Here is a 14547-nt window from a genome sequence, read left to right as displayed (position 1 = left end):
AGCATTGATATGGGAATCATAATCAAACCAATAATCTCAGAGAAGATGACAGCAATCACTGAGAGCAATCAGCAGCGCTACGCCTTTTTAGTAGCACCCACTGCAAACAAGATTGAGATACGTAATGCTGTCGAGAAGATGTACAACGTCAAGGTCGATAGTGTCAACACCTGTCGCTACGATGGTAAGCGCTCTAGTCGCTATACCAAGTCGGGTGTCATCACGGGTCGTAAGCCAGCCTTCAAGAAGGCTTTCATAACGCTCCAGGGTGAGGATACAATCGATTTCTTTAGCAATATATAAGCAATGGGAATCCGTAAACTAAAGCCCGCAACGCCGGGGCAAAGACACAAAACTATTGGTGCATTTGACGCCATCACTGCCAGTGCACCAGAGAAGTCTCTTGTAGTTGGAGCTCGTAAATCGGGTGGTCGTAACAATACTGGTAAGATGACCATACGCAACGTAGGTGGTGGTCACAAGCGTAAGTATCGTCTCATCGACTTCAAGAGAACTAAGGATGGCATCCCCGCTACAGTCAAGAGTATCGAGTATGATCCAAACAGATCATCTCGCATCGCACTCCTATACTATGCCGATGGAGCTAAGAGCTATATCATCGCTCCTAACGGACTGACTGTAGGCCAGCAAGTGATGTCAGGTGAAAACGCAACACCTGAGGTAGGTAACGCACTACCACTAGCTAAGGTACCTGTCGGTATGATCGTGCACAACGTGGAGCTACGCCCTGGTCAGGGTGGTAAGCTGGTACGTAGTGCTGGTGCCTTCGCACAGCTGGTAGCTCGTGAAGATAATTATGTCGTACTACGTATGCCTAGTGGAGAGACTCGCCGTATCCTCGCTGCATGCAAAGCTACGATAGGTAGTGTCGGTAACTCTGATCACGCACTCGAGAGATCAGGCAAGGCTGGCCGTACACGCTGGCTAGGTCGCAGACCACGAGTACGCGGTGTGGCTATGAACCCTGTCGATCACCCAATGGGTGGTGGTGAAGGTCGTGCCTCTGGAGGACACCCACGCTCACGTACGGGTCTATACTCTAAGGGTCTTAAGACGAGAGCTCCTAAGAAGCACTCCTCTAAGTACATCATCGAGAGAGCCAAGCGTAAGAAGTAATCATTGTATCATTTAAGCAAGAACTAAACACATGAGTCGTTCACTTAAGAAAGGGCCATTTATCAGCGTCAAGCTCGAAAAGAAAGTTTTGGCTATGAATGAAAGTGGCAAGAAATCAGTCATCAAGACTTGGTCTCGCGCCTCAATGATTTCTCCAGACTTCGTGGGACATACGATCGCCGTACACAATGGCAAGAGTTTTATACCTGTATTTGTTACAGAGAATATGGTAGGTCACAAGCTCGGAGAGTTCGCTCCTACGCGTACCTTCCGTGGTCACTCTGGCAACCGCTAGTTAGCACCCTGTAATAAATCGAATCAAAGTAATTATCACACATGAGTGCCAATAATCAAGATACAATAGAGACGACGGCTCAGGAGACTGTGACACAGGCCGCTGTAGCTAGACTACGCAACGTGCCCACATCTCCCCGCAAGATGCGTCTAGTCGTCGACAATATAAGAGGCATGGAGGTAGAGCGCGCGATGGCTACCCTGAGATTTAGCTCTCGCCGTGTAGCTGCTCAGCGTGTTGAGCAACTCATACGTAGCGCTGTCTCTAACTGGGAGCAGCTCAACGGTCGTAAGGCTGATGAGGGTGAGCTCTACGTCTCCAAGGTTTATGTAGACGAGGGCGTCACGCTCAAGCGTCTACGCCCAGCCCCACAAGGCCGTGGCTACAGAATCCGTAAGCGTTCGAATCACATCACCGTGTGGGTCGACCAAATAGTTAATAACGTAGCTAAGTAACTGACATGGGACAGAAAATTAATCCAATAGCAAACAGACTCGGCTACATACGTGGTTGGGACTCTAACTGGTATGGTGGTCGCAACTATGGCGATACCCTAGTAGAGGATGACCGTATCAGAAAGTACCTGAACACAAGACTATCTGGTGCTCTCGTAAGCCGGATCATCATAGAGCGCGCCCTCAAGGTCATAACCATAACAATATGCACCGCTCGTCCAGGCATGATCGTCGGTAAGGGTGGTCAAAACGTGGAGAACCTCAAGGCTGAGCTCAAAAAGGTCACTAAGGCTGACAACATACAGATCAATATCTACGAGGTGCGCAAGCCAGAGGTCGATGCCGTCATCGTAGCCAACGATATAGCACGCAAGCTAGAGGGGCGTATGTCATACCGACGTACCGTCAAGATGGCTATCGCAAACGCTATGCGCGCTGGTGCTGAGGGTATCAAGATACAGCTCTCTGGTCGTCTCAACAATGCTGAGATGGCTCGTGCAGAGCTATACAAGGAGGGACGCACTCCGCTACATACACTACGTGCAGACATCGACTATGCTCAGACTGGAGCTCTCACCAAGGTGGGTATGATAGGTGTCAAGGTCTGGATCATGAACGGCGAGGTATATGAGCGCCGCGATCTAGCTCCTGATCTCTCACAGCCACGCCGTCAGGCAGGGCGCCGAGGTGGTGACTCTCGTGGCGAGCGTCGTGGATTCCGTCGTGGAGGACGCAATAGATCTAATCGCTAATCAAAGACCACAGCTATGTTACAACCTAAGAAGACTAAATTTAGAAGGCAACAAAAGGGCCGCATGAAGGGCAATGCACAGCGTGGCAACCAGCTCGCATTTGGTTCTTTTGGTATCAAGAGCCTAGAGAGTAAGTGGATCACAGGCCGTCAGATAGAGGCCGCTCGTATCGCAGTAACGCGCTACATGCAGCGTCAAGGACAGGTCTGGTGCCGCATCTTCCCCGACAAGCCAATCACAGCAAAGCCTGCTGAGGTGCGAATGGGTAAAGGTAAAGGTAATCCCGAGGGATTCGTCGCTCCAGTGACTCCTGGTCGTATGCTCTTTGAAGTAGAGGGCGTACCTTACGAAGTCGCAAAGGAGGCTCTACGTCTGGCCGCTCAGAAGCTACCAGTCACGACAAAGTTCGTCGTACGTCGAGACTTCGACGCTGCTAATCCTAATGTTTAATCCGCTAGACCTTATACAGCTATGCAGATAAGCGAAATCAAAGAGCTCACAACGGAGGAGATCCGTGAGCGCATAGAGGCTGAGCAGGCTTCCTACCAGCAGAAGAGGATAGACCACTATGTCTCTCCAGCTGAGAACCCTGCAGCTTTTAGAGAGCAGCGTCGCACGATCGCTCGTCTCAAAACTGTCCTCGCTGAGCGAGAGACAAATAACTAACCCTGCAGAATAGACTGATATTCACATGGAAAGAAAACACAGAAAAGAGCGCATCGGGATCGTCACCAGCAATAAGATGGAGAAGACCATCACCGTAGCCTCGCGCTTCAAAGAGAAGCACCCTATATATGGTAAGTTCGTCAGCAAGACTAAGAAGTACTATGCACATGACGAGAAGAATGAAACGAACGTCGGTGATCGTGTCCGTATCATGGAGACACGCCCTCTGAGCCGCACCAAGCGCTGGAGACTCACCGAGATTATAGAAAGAGCGAAGTAAACTATGATACAGCAAGAATCAAGACTCAATGTAGCAGACAATAGTGGTGCTCGCGAGGTACTCTGTATCCGTGTACTCGGTGGCACCCGCCGCCGCTATGCTTCGGTCGGAGATGTCATCGTGGTGACTGTCAAGAGTGTCATCCCCTCTAGCGATATGAAGAAGGGAACTGTCGCTAAGGCTCTCATCGTAAGAACCAAAAAGGAGATACGTCGTACAGACGGCTCCTATATCCGTTTTGATGACAACGCCTGCGTACTACTCACCCCCAATGGAGAGCTACGTGGTACACGTATCTTCGGACCAGTAGCTCGTGAGCTACGTGCCGTCAATATGAAGGTCGTGTCTCTAGCTCCTGAGGTCCTTTAACTTATAGAGAGAATAGAGATGAGCAAGTTTCATATCAAGAAAGGCGACATCGTCATGGTAAACGCTGGTGAAGACAAGGGCAAGACAGGACGTGTCCTCAAGGTACTTGTCAAGAAGCAGCGTGCGATCGTCGAGGGGCTTAACATGGTATCTAAGCATACCAAGCCCAATGCACAGAACCCCCAGGGAGCTATTCTCAGCATGGAGGCTCCAATACATATATCTAACCTGAATGTGCTAGATCCTCAGTCTGGCAAAGGAACGCGTATAGGACGTCGCCGTGATGACAACGGTAAGCTAGTACGCTTCGCTAAGAAGTCAGGAGAAGTAATTAAGTAACTATGGCACTGACAGTAAATCTTAAGAAGCTATACAACGAGCAGATCGCTCCCGATCTGATGAAGCACTTTGCCTACAAGAGTAGCATGCAGGTGCCTCGCCTAGAGAAGATCGTCATCAATCAAGGCCTGGGCATGGCTACGGGTGACAAGAAGATCATCGACGTCGCAATCGATGAACTCACACAGATCACCGGACAGAAGGCAGTAGCAACATACTCTCGCAAAGATATATCCAACTTCAAGCTGCGTAAGCAGATGCCTATCGGTGTCATGGTGACACTGCGTGGTGACCGTATGTACGAGTTCCTCGAGCGTCTCGTACGTGTCGCACTCCCACGTATCCGTGACTTCAAGGGTATCAACTCTAAGCTGGATGGTCGTGGTAACTATACGCTAGGCATCTCGGAGCAGATCATCTTCCCTGAGATCAACCTCGATAGTATCACGAAGATACTAGGAATGAACATCACTTTTGTAACCTCGGCTCCTACCGATGAGGAGGGCTTCGAGCTACTCAAGCGATTTGGACTTCCCTTCCGTACTACTAATAAGTAAGATACATATAGGTTTATGGCAAAAGAATCAATGAAGGCCCGTGAGGTCAAGCGCCAGAAGCTCGTTCAGAAGTATGCGAAGCGTCGTGCTGAGCTCAAAGCTGCTGGAGACTATGAGTCTCTGCAGAAGCTACAGACACTACCTCGCAACTCTTCGTCTGTGCGTCTGCACAACCGCTGCAAGATCACGGGACGTCCCAAGGGTTATATGAGACAATTTGGCATCAGCCGTATCCAGTTCCGCGAGATGGCTTCTGCTGGTCTTATCCCAGGGGTGAAGAAAGCCAGCTGGTAAAAAATCTCTCGTCGACACCCATCTACGAGGACAGAAACTCTCATAGAGAGATGCAAGTCATCTATAGAGAGTTCTAGGGCTTAGATATACTACGCTGAGAGCGAGTTAGAGCATCATACACCGCCTGTCTGGCAGGTGCGATATGCTCTTGACAGGCTCCGAAAGTTTTCATAGTATCTAGACTATTTGTATCTTTGCCTAGAATTGTCCTCTCATATATCTCCTCTAAACAGGGAAAATGTATGAGATGCTCGCACTCTTTGGAGTGAGAGCATGGGGCGATGACTGACAGCGAATCAATTAAATATTGTCTGGGGTAGCCTGTCTCTTACAGCTCTCAACCTCGGTACTCGTGACTCTATAACTATATGATGATCACCTCCTTCATGCAAGAAGTGGAGGTCTTAAGATAGATGAGTAGACGATACCTCGGAGAGGAGCTATAAGCCAGTTAGGAACCCTCCAGATCAATTTAATCTTAATACACAATGACAGATCCAATAGCAGATTATCTCACCCGATTGCGCAATGCAATCAAAGCGGGTCACCGTGTGGTAGAAATCCCAGCTAGCAACATCAAGAAGGACATCACCAAGATCCTCTTTGACAAGGGCTACATCCTCAACTATATGTTTGAGGAGGAGGGATGCAAAGGAACCATCAAGGTCGCCCTCAAGTATGACCTCTCTAACAAGGTCAATGCAATCAAGTGCCTCAAGCGTGTCTCACGCCCAGGCTTACGTAAGTATGTAGGCTACAAAGATATGCCTCGCGTACTCAATGGACTAGGTATCGCCATCCTATCTACATCTCACGGCGTCATGACAGACAAAGAGGCTCGTGAGCTCAAGATCGGTGGTGAGGTACTATGTTATGTATATTAATCCTCCTTATAGCAAAGCAATATGTCTAGAATAGGTAAACTACCCATAGCTATACCACAGGGCGTGACCGTCTCTCAGGAGGATCACTACGTAACAGTAAAGGGCCCCAAGGGTGAGCTCAAGCAATATATAGATCCTCGTATCGAGGTCTCAGTCGAGGATGGCGAGATCACACTCACACGTCACTCAGATGAGCGTCAGGAGCGCTCACTACACGGTCTCTACCGTCAGCTAATCCATAACATGGTGACGGGTGTACACGAAGAGTTCACCCAGACGCTCGAACTAATAGGCGTCGGTTACCGTGCTACCAATCAGGGGCAGATCCTAGAGCTATCACTAGGCTTCACACACGCCATCTATCTGGTACTGCCAGACGAGATCAAGATCGAGACGCAGATGGTGCGTAATCAGACCCCTAAGATCATCCTAAAGTCTTGCGACAAGCAGCTACTAGGACAGGTCTGTGCTAAGATTCGTTCATTCCGCAAGCCAGAGCCTTACAAGGGTAAGGGTGTTCGCTTCCTCGGTGAGGAGGTACGTCGCAAGTCTGGTAAGACAGCTGGTAAGTAAGTCGTATCCACTATCTAAGTAAAGAGTCATATGAACAAGAAAGCACAAAGAAGAAAGCACATCAAGACACGTGTGCGTGGCAAGATAAGTGGTACATCTCAGAGACCACGTCTGTCTGTGTTCAGAAGCAATAAGCAGATCTACGCACAGGTCATCGACGATATAGAAGGACGCACCCTAGCGAGTGCCTCCTCACTCAAGATGGAGACCTCTGGTACTAAGAAGGAGGTAGCCGCTCAGGTAGGACAGGAGATAGCTCGTGTAGCTCTGGCTGCTGGCATTGATACAGTAGTTTTCGATCGTAATGGATATCTCTATCATGGTCGTGTCAAGGAGCTAGCAGATGCAGCTCGTACAGGAGGTCTTAAATTCTAAATCATAGAGCACATCATGGCAATAGCAACAAATAGAGTCACAGCTACCAATGATCTAGATCTTAAGGATCGCCTAGTAGCTATCAATCGAGTAACTAAGGTCACGAAAGGTGGTCGCACCTTTACCTTTGCTGCGATTGTTGTCGTCGGTAACGAGGACGGCGTCGTAGGGTATGGTATGGGTCGTGCCAGCGAAGTGCCTGCAGCCATCGCCAAGGGCGTAGAGGCTGCTAAGAAGAATCTTATACGCGTACCCATTCACAACGGCACCATACCTCATGAGCAGATCGGTCGCTTCGGTGGAGCTCGAATCTTGCTGCGTCCAGCTTCTGCCGGTTCGGGAGTAATCGCTGGAGGTGCTATGCGTGCGGTACTAGACAGTGTAGGTGTTACAGACGTCCTTGCAAAGAGTCAGGGGTCGACTAACCCTCACAACCTCGTCAAGGCCACCATCGCAGCACTTGCTGAGCTACGTAGCCCCTTGATGGTTGCTCAGAGCAGAGGTATCTCTGTAGAGCGCGTGTTTAAAGGATAATCACCTAGACAAGTAAAGAGTATTATGGCAAAAATCAGAATCGAGCAAGTCCGTAGTCGCATACGGTGCAACAAGTCTCAGAAGCGCACCCTCGACGGTCTAGGTCTTCGCAAGATGCACCAGATTGTAGAGCATGAGGATACCCCTCAGATCAGGGGTATGGTGGCCAAAGTACACCACTTGGTTCAGGTCGTAGAGTAATAAAATATAGACAGATAATAGCAATGGACTTATCTACACTTAAGCCAGCCGAGGGCTCTGTCAAGTCTCGTCGTCGTATTGGTCGTGGTCAGGGCTCTGGCCGTGGTGGTACGTCTACACGTGGACACAAGGGAGCCAAGTCTCGCTCTGGATACAAGCATAAGGTCGGATTTGAGGGTGGTCAGATGCCTATACAGCGTCGCCTACCTAAGTTTGGCTTCAACAACATCAATAGGGTAGACTATCGTCCTGTGAACCTAGCAGCTCTCGAGCACTTGGCACAGGATACTACATTCTTCCCTAATCAAGCAGAGACAGCCGTCATCACCAAGGATATACTAGTCGCTGCTGGTCTAGCCTCACGTAATGATTTAGTAAAGATCCTAGCACAGGGTGAGCTGACACGACCCATACAGGTCGAGGCCGACGCTTACTCAGCACGTGCCAAGGAGCTCATCGAGGCTCAGGGAGGATCGATACAATAAGATAAGCTGATATGCGGTTAGTAGATACAATTAAGAATATATGGAAGATTGAGGATCTGCGTAAGCGGATTCTCATCACCATCCTGTATGTGGTCATATACCGACTAGGTAGCTTCATCGTATTGCCTGGAGTCAACCCCGATACACTGACCAGTCTAGCCAGCCAGACCAGTGAAGGTCTGATGGCACTGCTCAACATGTTTTCGGGAGGTGCCTTCTCCAATGCTTCGATATTTGCTCTAGGTATCATGCCTTACATCTCGGCAAGTATCGTGATGCAGCTGGCAGCGATCATCATCCCCTCTATGCAGAAGATGCAACGAGAGGGTGAGAGCGGACGACGCAAGATCAATCAGTGGACACGCTACCTGACGGTGCTGATCCTCTTGATTCAGGCTCCTGCCTATCTGTTGAATCTAGACATGCAGCTGCGCGCTGCTGGAGCGTCGCTACCTTCGGGCTTCATGTATCGTGTATTTGCTACCGTCATACTAGCTGCGGGCAGTATGTTTGTCCTTTGGCTGGGTGAGCGTATTACAGACAAGGGTGTCGGCAATGGTATCTCATTCATCATCCTTATCGGTATTATAGCTCGTCTGCCTCATGCGCTGATAGCTGAGTTTAACTACCGTCTCATCAGCTCATCGGGAGGACTTGTGGCATTTCTTGCTGAGATCGTATTCCTACTGTTCGTCACTGCAGGAGCTATCCTACTCGTACAGGGTACACGCAAGGTGCCCGTGCAGTATGCCAAGCGTGTAGTGGGTAATAAGCAGTATGGAGGTGCACGTCAGTATATCCCTCTCAAGGTGAATGCAGCCAACGTGATGCCTATCATCTTCGCTCAGGCGATCATGTTTATACCTATCTCACTGGCTAGCTACTTCACAGGAGGTGATGGTACGCCCTCACGCTTTATCCAGGTATTGTCTGACAATACAAGCTTCTGGTACAACTTCATCTTCGCTACGTTGATCATCCTTTTCACCTATTTCTATACGGCGATCACGATCAACCCCACGCAGATGTCTGATGACCTCAAGCGTAACAATGGATTTATCCCAGGCGTCAAGCCCGGGCGTAGTACACGAGACTATCTCGATGGTATCATGGATCGTATCACACTGCCTGGAGCACTCTTCCTCGCACTAGTTGCTATCATGCCAGCCTTTGCTCAGATACTGGGTATTAGCTCGGCGTTTGCACAGTTCTTTGGAGGTACATCACTGCTCATCCTCGTAGGTGTTGTCCTAGATACGCTACAGCAAGTCGAGAGTCACCTCTTGATGCGTCACTACGATGGTCTACTCAAGAGTGGACGTATCAAGGGACGTACGGGCTCTGTGTCAGCATATTGATACTCCACAGGTAGTGTTGTTTCAATTGATTATATTCGAATAGATGATTTACCTAAAGACACCAGAGGAGATAGAGCTTATGCGTGTGGCCAACAGACTCGTTGGCGAGACCTTGGGAGAGGTGGCAAAGCACATCGCTCCAGGAGTTACCACCAAGCAGCTAGACACGATCGCTTATACCTTTATATGTGATCACGGAGCTACTCCTGCGTTCTTAGGTTATGGCGGCTTCCCAGCTAGTATCTGTACTTCGATCAATGATCACGTGGTGCATGGCATCCCTTCAGATCGAGAGATACTACGAGAGGGAGACATCATCTCCGTAGATTGCGGTACGCATATCAACGGCTTTACTGGAGACAGTGCTTATACCTTTGCCGTAGGGGAGATCGATCCCGAGGTAGAGCGTCTGCTGACGGTCACTCGCGACTCCCTCTATCTAGGTATCAAGCAGGCTGTCGAAGGTCATTATGTCGGGCATATCGGAGCGGCAGTCCAGCGTCATTGTGAGGCACAGGGCTATGGCATCGTCCGCGAGCTAGTGGGACATGGTATCGGGCATGAGATGCACGAAGATCCCAACGTCCCCAACTATGGTCATCCAGGATTTGGTCCCAAGCTACGAGCAGGTATGTGTATCTGCATCGAGCCTATGGTGACGATGGGACGGCGCAAGGTCGTCTTCGAGTCCGATGGGTGGACCGTCCGTACGCACGACGGCAAGCCCGCAGCGCACTTTGAGCACTGCATAGCTATCATGCCAGATGGGCAAGCTCCGCAGATCCTATCTACATACGAGTATATCAAAGAAGTCTTAGGCACACGAGAGTTTTAATATGGCCAAACAAACTGCTATTGAACAGGATGGAGTCGTCCTCGAGGCATTGAGCAATGCTATGTTCAAGGTCCAGCTCCAGAATGGGCATATCATCACGGCACACATATCGGGCAAGATGCGTATGCACTTCATCCGTATACTGCCAGGAGACAAAGTCAAGGTAGAGATGTCTCCGTACGACCTCACACGTGGTCGTATCTCCTATAGATACAAGTAACCAAGTCATAGCGACAATCAGAATAAGAGCATACTATGAAAGTCAGAGCATCAATCAAAAAGCGATCAGAAGACTGTAAGATCGTCAGACGCAAAGGCCGTCTGTACATCATCAATAAGAAGAATCCTAAGTTCAAGCAGCGTCAAGGATGAGCTTAGGGATGATCCTCCACATATCATCTAGGATGACGGAGAGTCAGCTTATCACGCAACAAACATCACACAGTATATAGAGTATGGCAATAAGAATCGTCGGCGTCGATCTGCCGCAAAACAAGAGAGGTGAGATAGCCTTGACCTATATATATGGTATAGGTCGTAGCAGTGCTGCTCGCATCTTGGATGCTGCAGGTGTCGATCGCAACATCAAGGTCCAGGATTGGACAGATGATCAGGCTGCAGCTATCCGTGAGCAGATATCCAATGGCTACAAAGTCGAGGGTGATCTGCGTAGCGAGACACAGCTCAACATCAAGCGTCTCATGGACATCGGCTGCTACCGAGGCATCAGGCATCGTATAGGACTCCCCCTACGTGGACAGAGTACTAAGAACAATGCCCGCACACGTAAGGGTAAGCGCAAGACAGTCGCTGGTAAGAAGAAGGCAACTAAGTAATAGAACCACCTTATGGCAAAGAAAACCGTAACAAAAAAGAGAGCAGTCAAGGTCGATGCCCAGGGGCAGGCGCACATACACTCTTCTTTCAATAACATCATCATCACCCTCACCAATAGTGAGGGTCAGGTCATCAGCTGGTCATCAGCTGGTAAGATGGGATTCCGTAGCTCTAAGAAGAACACTCCCTATGCCGCTCAGCTCGCAGCTCAAGACTGCGCTAAGACAGCATTTGATCTAGGGCTACGCAAGGTCAAGGCTTATGTCAAGGGCCCAGGCAATGGTCGTGAGTCCGCTATCCGCACCATCCATGGTGCTGGTATCGAGGTGACTGAGATCATCGACGTCACACCACTACCACACAACGGCTGTCGTCCTCCTAAGAGACGTAAGGTCTAGTTGCTACAAGATAGAATCACAGCTACCTATAGAGCGATCACACCGACCTTGTAGTGTTAGCTAGGAGAGTCTGCAATAAGACTTAACCCCTACTTAATCTACAGAATAGGCTGCCTAGTCAGTCCTTGGTGCCGGTCGCACATAGCAAGCTCCACAGATAGGTCTTAGCTTAGACATAGACTCAAGATAGTGACTCTGTAAGTCGACAGACGTAGTGTGAGATTGATGCGGTTGCTCATTTACTTTCCCTCTTATTCTAATCGCATCGCGGCTGCTCTATATGCGCCGTCACTTCTAGACTTACTACTTGAGATATGATCCCAGCATCGACCCCGACACAGCAGAGAGAGGCCCTGCGCCCCCGAGCGTTCTGTAGAGCAGATGTATGGAGTAGCATTAAAATGAAATAGAACAATGGCAAGATATATTGGTCCTAAGTCCAAGATCGCACGAAAGTTTGGTGAGCCCATCTTTGGTGCAGACAAAGTCCTGAGCAAGAAAAACTACCCTCCAGGTCAGCACGGCAACAACCGTCGTCGTAAGCAGAGCGAGTATGCACTCCAGCTCCGCGAGAAGCAGATGGCCAAGTACACCTATGGGGTCCTAGAGCGTCAGTTCCGCAATCTCTTTGAGAAGGCACAGCGCACCTCAGGCATCACAGGTGAGGTACTGCTACAACTCCTCGAGTCTCGTCTAGACAACGTAGTCTTCCGTCTAGGCATTGCTCCCACGCGTGCTGCTGCACGTCAGCTCGTCTCTCACCGTCACATCGTCGTAGATGGTGAGGTGGTCAACATCCCCTCCTACACGCTCAAGCCCGGACAGATCGTCGGTGTACGTGAGCGTGACAAGTCTATGGAGGTCATCGCAGACTCTCTCGCTGGGTACAATCATAGCAAGTATCCATGGCTAGAGTGGGATGCACGCACCTACAGTGGTAAGTTCCTCAACGTACCTACACGTGAGGAGATCCCCGAGCCCATCAAGGAGCAGCTCATCGTCGAATTGTATTCTAAGTAACCCTCTACTCTATGGCAATATTAGCATTTCAACAACCTGATAGCGTCCTCATGCTGGACGCTTCGGATCACTACGCCAAGTTTGAATTTAAGCCTCTAGAGCCAGGCTATGCTATGACCATTGGCAACGCCTTGCGGCGCATCCTCCTCTCATCACTAGAGGGGTATGCAATAGCTTCTATCCGTATCGAAGGTGTAGAGCATGAATTTGCTACTATTCCAGGGGTATTGGAAGATGTAACCCATATCATACTCAACCTCAAGCAGATCAGATTCAAGGCAGCTGTCGAGGATCCTCAGGAAGAGACCATCACGCTCCACGTCACAGGTCGTAGCACCTTTCAGGCTGGTGACCTCAATCAGGTCTTGACAAGCTACAAGGTACAAAACCCTGACTTGGTCATCTGCAATCTAGCTGAGGACGCTGACTTCACCATAGAGATACGCATCAACAAGGGGCGTGGCTATGTCGTCTCCGAGGAGAACCGCCGCGAGGACGATCCCGTCAATACGCTCCCCATCGATGGTATCTACACCCCGATCCGCAAGGTCAATCAGACCACCGAGGCCTATCGTGTAGATCAGCGCACCGACTACGAGAAGCTTGTCCTGGAGATTGAGACCGATGGCACGATCCACCCGCGTGAAGCACTGCGTGAGGCTGCGACGATCTTGATCTCGCACTTCGCACTCTTTACGGACAAGGAGTTTGAAGTCGAGCTCCCAGAGGAGGAGCCTGATCAGCTCTTAGACAATCAGTTGATGAAGGTTCGTTCGCAATTGATGACAGACCTAGCGACCACAGATCTCTCTGTTCGTGCGCTCAACTGTCTCAAGGCTGCGGGCATCTCCACGATTGCCGACCTGCTGAGTAGGGATCGCGAGGAGCTCTTGAAGATCAAAAACTTCGGCAAGAAGTCGCTCATCGAGATCGAGCAATTCTTAGCAGATCAGGATCTAGACTTTGATATGGATCTCACACCCTATAGATTAGATAATGATTAATCCCTCTTATGAGACACAATAAGAAATTCAACCATCTAGGCCGCTCCAAGGCACATCGTGAGGCTATGCTTGCCAATATGGCTAGCTCGCTCATCATGCACAAGCGGATCAATACTACAGTGGCCAAGGCTAAGGAACTGCGCAAGTTTGTTGAGCCTATCATCACTGCGGCAAAAAACGACACCACCGCATCTCGTCGTCTAGCCTTCAGCTACCTGCGTGACAAGGAGGCCGTCAAGGAGCTCTATGGCACCGTCGTCGACAAGGTCGGCGATCGCCCTGGAGGTTATACACGCATCCTACGCACGGGACTACGTCTTGGCGACAATGCCTCTATGTGCTTTATCGAGCTTGTAGACTTCAACGACAACATCGCCAAGAGTGCCTCTGCTCCTAAGAGTGAGGGCAAGAAGCGTACACGTCGTTCACGTCGTGGTAGCGGTGCCGCTAAGGCTGCTGACCAGCAGGCTCCAGCTACAGAGGAGACTGCACAAGAGTAGTAGTAACCCACTAGGAGCATTTACGAGACAGAGCTACACAGTCCACCATTTTACACGATGGAGACTTGTGTCAGCGAGTGAAGGTTGATAGAGATCCTTTCCACTCGTCTTTGCTTAGAGTAACAAATAGGAGAGGGAGTGCCGAGCTTATGCTCGACGCTCCCTCTCGTCATATCTCTACGTGCTACACGTAAATCTTATTCAAGTAGCCATACATCCCCTTATTCTCTCTAGATCTCCAAACTAAGCGATCCGATGAAAAGAGTGCTTGATCAGTCTTATATAGAGGTTACTCGAGAGATTTGCGGAGTTGAGACCCTCGTTGGTTTAGAGCTGACTGTATAGGAGTTTGAGATATGAAAAGAGATGGCTCAACTGCTGCGTAGTAGCAGTTGAGCC

27 protein-coding genes are annotated in these 14547 nt (G+C 49.8%); all 27 read left to right on the top strand.

All coding sequences use genetic code 11. The features are described 5' to 3' along the window. Positions 1-9 precede the first annotated feature (9 nt). The 27 genes from rplW (at position 10) to rplQ (ending at position 14148) form a co-directional block, all read left to right on the top strand. On the top strand, positions 10-303 hold the full coding sequence (rplW, locus tag Q2J34_RS02870; RefSeq protein WP_007365572.1) for a 50S ribosomal protein L23: 294 nt from the start codon (positions 10-12) through the stop codon (positions 301-303). 3 nt (positions 304-306) lie between these two features. After that, on the top strand, positions 307-1137 hold the full coding sequence (gene rplB / locus Q2J34_RS02865) for a 50S ribosomal protein L2 (RefSeq protein ID WP_298888794.1): 831 nt from the start codon (positions 307-309) through the stop codon (positions 1135-1137). A gap of 31 nt (positions 1138-1168) precedes the next feature. Next, positions 1169-1432, top strand: a complete 264-nt coding sequence (gene rpsS, locus Q2J34_RS02860; protein WP_298888796.1) for a 30S ribosomal protein S19 — start codon at positions 1169-1171, stop codon at positions 1430-1432. Between the two features lie 41 nt (positions 1433-1473). Further along, complete coding sequence (gene rplV / locus Q2J34_RS02855; RefSeq protein ID WP_298888797.1) at positions 1474-1887, top strand: 50S ribosomal protein L22; 414 nt, start codon at positions 1474-1476, stop codon at positions 1885-1887. A 5-nt stretch (positions 1888-1892) separates the two neighbouring features. After that, positions 1893-2639 (top strand): 30S ribosomal protein S3, encoded by a 747-nt coding sequence (gene rpsC / locus Q2J34_RS02850; protein ID WP_293964715.1) that lies wholly within the window; start codon positions 1893-1895, stop codon positions 2637-2639. A 15-nt stretch (positions 2640-2654) separates the two neighbouring features. Then, positions 2655-3089, top strand: coding sequence for a 50S ribosomal protein L16 (gene rplP, locus Q2J34_RS02845; protein ID WP_004331541.1), 435 nt, complete (start codon positions 2655-2657; stop codon positions 3087-3089). A 21-nt stretch (positions 3090-3110) separates the two neighbouring features. Further along, positions 3111-3305, top strand: coding sequence for a 50S ribosomal protein L29 (rpmC, locus tag Q2J34_RS02840; RefSeq protein WP_293964713.1), 195 nt, complete (start codon positions 3111-3113; stop codon positions 3303-3305). Positions 3306-3330: 25 nt separating this feature from the next. Then, on the top strand, positions 3331-3585 hold the full coding sequence (gene rpsQ, locus Q2J34_RS02835) for a 30S ribosomal protein S17 (protein ID WP_298888799.1): 255 nt from the start codon (positions 3331-3333) through the stop codon (positions 3583-3585). Between the two features lie 3 nt (positions 3586-3588). Beyond that, positions 3589-3954 (top strand): 50S ribosomal protein L14, encoded by a 366-nt coding sequence (gene rplN / locus Q2J34_RS02830; protein ID WP_004331555.1) that lies wholly within the window; start codon positions 3589-3591, stop codon positions 3952-3954. 18 nt (positions 3955-3972) lie between these two features. Continuing rightward, entirely contained in the window at positions 3973-4293 is a 321-nt protein-coding gene (rplX, locus tag Q2J34_RS02825) for a 50S ribosomal protein L24 (protein ID WP_298888802.1), read from the top strand. Between the two features lie 2 nt (positions 4294-4295). Beyond that, the gene (rplE, locus tag Q2J34_RS02820) at positions 4296-4850 is read left to right on the top strand and encodes a 50S ribosomal protein L5 (protein ID WP_293964709.1); all 555 of its coding nucleotides are present in this window, start codon (positions 4296-4298) and stop codon (positions 4848-4850) included. Between the two features lie 15 nt (positions 4851-4865). Continuing rightward, complete coding sequence (gene rpsN, locus Q2J34_RS02815; RefSeq protein WP_293964708.1) at positions 4866-5144, top strand: 30S ribosomal protein S14; 279 nt, start codon at positions 4866-4868, stop codon at positions 5142-5144. A 488-nt stretch (positions 5145-5632) separates the two neighbouring features. Next, complete coding sequence (rpsH, locus tag Q2J34_RS02810) at positions 5633-6028, top strand: 30S ribosomal protein S8 (protein WP_004331545.1); 396 nt, start codon at positions 5633-5635, stop codon at positions 6026-6028. 21 nt (positions 6029-6049) lie between these two features. After that, positions 6050-6601, top strand: a complete 552-nt coding sequence (gene rplF, locus Q2J34_RS02805; protein WP_298888805.1) for a 50S ribosomal protein L6 — start codon at positions 6050-6052, stop codon at positions 6599-6601. Positions 6602-6631: 30 nt separating this feature from the next. Further along, positions 6632-6976 (top strand): 50S ribosomal protein L18, encoded by a 345-nt coding sequence (rplR, locus tag Q2J34_RS02800; RefSeq protein ID WP_293964706.1) that lies wholly within the window; start codon positions 6632-6634, stop codon positions 6974-6976. Positions 6977-6991: 15 nt separating this feature from the next. After that, a complete protein-coding gene (rpsE, locus tag Q2J34_RS02795) occupies positions 6992-7510 on the top strand; it encodes a 30S ribosomal protein S5 (protein WP_004331511.1) in 519 nt (172 codons plus the stop codon). A 24-nt stretch (positions 7511-7534) separates the two neighbouring features. Further along, on the top strand, positions 7535-7711 hold the full coding sequence (gene rpmD / locus Q2J34_RS02790) for a 50S ribosomal protein L30 (protein ID WP_293964705.1): 177 nt from the start codon (positions 7535-7537) through the stop codon (positions 7709-7711). Positions 7712-7734: 23 nt separating this feature from the next. Continuing rightward, on the top strand, positions 7735-8196 hold the full coding sequence (rplO, locus tag Q2J34_RS02785) for a 50S ribosomal protein L15 (protein WP_004331553.1): 462 nt from the start codon (positions 7735-7737) through the stop codon (positions 8194-8196). An 11-nt stretch (positions 8197-8207) separates the two neighbouring features. Continuing rightward, positions 8208-9554, top strand: coding sequence for a preprotein translocase subunit SecY (gene secY, locus Q2J34_RS02780; protein WP_298888809.1), 1347 nt, complete (start codon positions 8208-8210; stop codon positions 9552-9554). A 43-nt stretch (positions 9555-9597) separates the two neighbouring features. After that, positions 9598-10389 carry a type I methionyl aminopeptidase gene (map, locus tag Q2J34_RS02775; protein WP_298888811.1) on the top strand — a complete coding sequence of 264 codons (792 nt, stop codon included), beginning with the start codon at positions 9598-9600 and terminating at the stop codon, positions 10387-10389. Between the two features lies 1 nt (position 10390). Next, entirely contained in the window at positions 10391-10609 is a 219-nt protein-coding gene (infA, locus tag Q2J34_RS02770) for a translation initiation factor IF-1 (RefSeq protein ID WP_004331513.1), read from the top strand. A gap of 35 nt (positions 10610-10644) precedes the next feature. Continuing rightward, complete coding sequence (gene ykgO, locus Q2J34_RS02765; RefSeq protein WP_004331524.1) at positions 10645-10761, top strand: type B 50S ribosomal protein L36; 117 nt, start codon at positions 10645-10647, stop codon at positions 10759-10761. 83 nt (positions 10762-10844) lie between these two features. Next, complete coding sequence (gene rpsM, locus Q2J34_RS02760; RefSeq protein ID WP_293965509.1) at positions 10845-11225, top strand: 30S ribosomal protein S13; 381 nt, start codon at positions 10845-10847, stop codon at positions 11223-11225. A 12-nt stretch (positions 11226-11237) separates the two neighbouring features. Beyond that, positions 11238-11624: a 30S ribosomal protein S11 gene (gene rpsK / locus Q2J34_RS02755; protein ID WP_007365587.1), complete on the top strand. Its 387-nt coding sequence runs from the start codon at positions 11238-11240 to the stop codon at positions 11622-11624. Between the two features lie 414 nt (positions 11625-12038). Next, positions 12039-12644, top strand: coding sequence for a 30S ribosomal protein S4 (gene rpsD, locus Q2J34_RS02750; protein WP_293965506.1), 606 nt, complete (start codon positions 12039-12041; stop codon positions 12642-12644). Between the two features lie 11 nt (positions 12645-12655). Next, positions 12656-13648, top strand: coding sequence for a DNA-directed RNA polymerase subunit alpha (locus Q2J34_RS02745; RefSeq protein WP_298888816.1), 993 nt, complete (start codon positions 12656-12658; stop codon positions 13646-13648). Between the two features lie 8 nt (positions 13649-13656). Then, the gene (gene rplQ, locus Q2J34_RS02740) at positions 13657-14148 is read left to right on the top strand and encodes a 50S ribosomal protein L17 (RefSeq protein WP_298888818.1); all 492 of its coding nucleotides are present in this window, start codon (positions 13657-13659) and stop codon (positions 14146-14148) included. The last annotated feature ends 399 nt before the right edge of the window (positions 14149-14547 follow it).

The organism is Porphyromonas vaginalis, from assembly GCF_958301595.1.
Taxonomy (GTDB): domain Bacteria; phylum Bacteroidota; class Bacteroidia; order Bacteroidales; family Porphyromonadaceae; genus Porphyromonas; species Porphyromonas vaginalis.
Note: the sequence above shows the minus strand (reverse complement) of the source record. Positions and strands in the feature narration are given on the sequence as shown.

Excerpts from the sequence above, each read along its gene's own strand:
- rplW (WP_007365572.1), top strand. The coding sequence starts at position 10 with ATGGGAATCATAATCAAACCAATAATCTCAGAGAAGATGACAGCAATC.
- rplB (WP_298888794.1), top strand. The coding sequence starts at position 307 with ATGGGAATCCGTAAACTAAAGCCCGCAACGCCGGGGCAAAGACACAAA.
- rpsS (WP_298888796.1), top strand. The coding sequence starts at position 1,169 with ATGAGTCGTTCACTTAAGAAAGGGCCATTTATCAGCGTCAAGCTCGAA.
- rplV (WP_298888797.1), top strand. The coding sequence starts at position 1,474 with ATGAGTGCCAATAATCAAGATACAATAGAGACGACGGCTCAGGAGACT.
- rpsC (WP_293964715.1), top strand. The coding sequence starts at position 1,893 with ATGGGACAGAAAATTAATCCAATAGCAAACAGACTCGGCTACATACGT.
- rplP (WP_004331541.1), top strand. The coding sequence starts at position 2,655 with ATGTTACAACCTAAGAAGACTAAATTTAGAAGGCAACAAAAGGGCCGC.
- rpmC (WP_293964713.1), top strand. The coding sequence starts at position 3,111 with ATGCAGATAAGCGAAATCAAAGAGCTCACAACGGAGGAGATCCGTGAG.
- rpsQ (WP_298888799.1), top strand. The coding sequence starts at position 3,331 with ATGGAAAGAAAACACAGAAAAGAGCGCATCGGGATCGTCACCAGCAAT.
- rplN (WP_004331555.1), top strand. The coding sequence starts at position 3,589 with ATGATACAGCAAGAATCAAGACTCAATGTAGCAGACAATAGTGGTGCT.
- rplX (WP_298888802.1), top strand. The coding sequence starts at position 3,973 with ATGAGCAAGTTTCATATCAAGAAAGGCGACATCGTCATGGTAAACGCT.
- rplE (WP_293964709.1), top strand. The coding sequence starts at position 4,296 with ATGGCACTGACAGTAAATCTTAAGAAGCTATACAACGAGCAGATCGCT.
- rpsN (WP_293964708.1), top strand. The coding sequence starts at position 4,866 with ATGGCAAAAGAATCAATGAAGGCCCGTGAGGTCAAGCGCCAGAAGCTC.
- rpsH (WP_004331545.1), top strand. The coding sequence starts at position 5,633 with ATGACAGATCCAATAGCAGATTATCTCACCCGATTGCGCAATGCAATC.
- rplF (WP_298888805.1), top strand. The coding sequence starts at position 6,050 with ATGTCTAGAATAGGTAAACTACCCATAGCTATACCACAGGGCGTGACC.
- rplR (WP_293964706.1), top strand. The coding sequence starts at position 6,632 with ATGAACAAGAAAGCACAAAGAAGAAAGCACATCAAGACACGTGTGCGT.
- rpsE (WP_004331511.1), top strand. The coding sequence starts at position 6,992 with ATGGCAATAGCAACAAATAGAGTCACAGCTACCAATGATCTAGATCTT.
- rpmD (WP_293964705.1), top strand. The coding sequence starts at position 7,535 with ATGGCAAAAATCAGAATCGAGCAAGTCCGTAGTCGCATACGGTGCAAC.
- rplO (WP_004331553.1), top strand. The coding sequence starts at position 7,735 with ATGGACTTATCTACACTTAAGCCAGCCGAGGGCTCTGTCAAGTCTCGT.
- secY (WP_298888809.1), top strand. The coding sequence starts at position 8,208 with ATGCGGTTAGTAGATACAATTAAGAATATATGGAAGATTGAGGATCTG.
- map (WP_298888811.1), top strand. The coding sequence starts at position 9,598 with ATGATTTACCTAAAGACACCAGAGGAGATAGAGCTTATGCGTGTGGCC.
- infA (WP_004331513.1), top strand. The coding sequence starts at position 10,391 with ATGGCCAAACAAACTGCTATTGAACAGGATGGAGTCGTCCTCGAGGCA.
- ykgO (WP_004331524.1), top strand. The coding sequence starts at position 10,645 with ATGAAAGTCAGAGCATCAATCAAAAAGCGATCAGAAGACTGTAAGATC.
- rpsM (WP_293965509.1), top strand. The coding sequence starts at position 10,845 with ATGGCAATAAGAATCGTCGGCGTCGATCTGCCGCAAAACAAGAGAGGT.
- rpsK (WP_007365587.1), top strand. The coding sequence starts at position 11,238 with ATGGCAAAGAAAACCGTAACAAAAAAGAGAGCAGTCAAGGTCGATGCC.
- rpsD (WP_293965506.1), top strand. The coding sequence starts at position 12,039 with ATGGCAAGATATATTGGTCCTAAGTCCAAGATCGCACGAAAGTTTGGT.
- Q2J34_RS02745 (WP_298888816.1), top strand. The coding sequence starts at position 12,656 with ATGGCAATATTAGCATTTCAACAACCTGATAGCGTCCTCATGCTGGAC.
- rplQ (WP_298888818.1), top strand. The coding sequence starts at position 13,657 with ATGAGACACAATAAGAAATTCAACCATCTAGGCCGCTCCAAGGCACAT.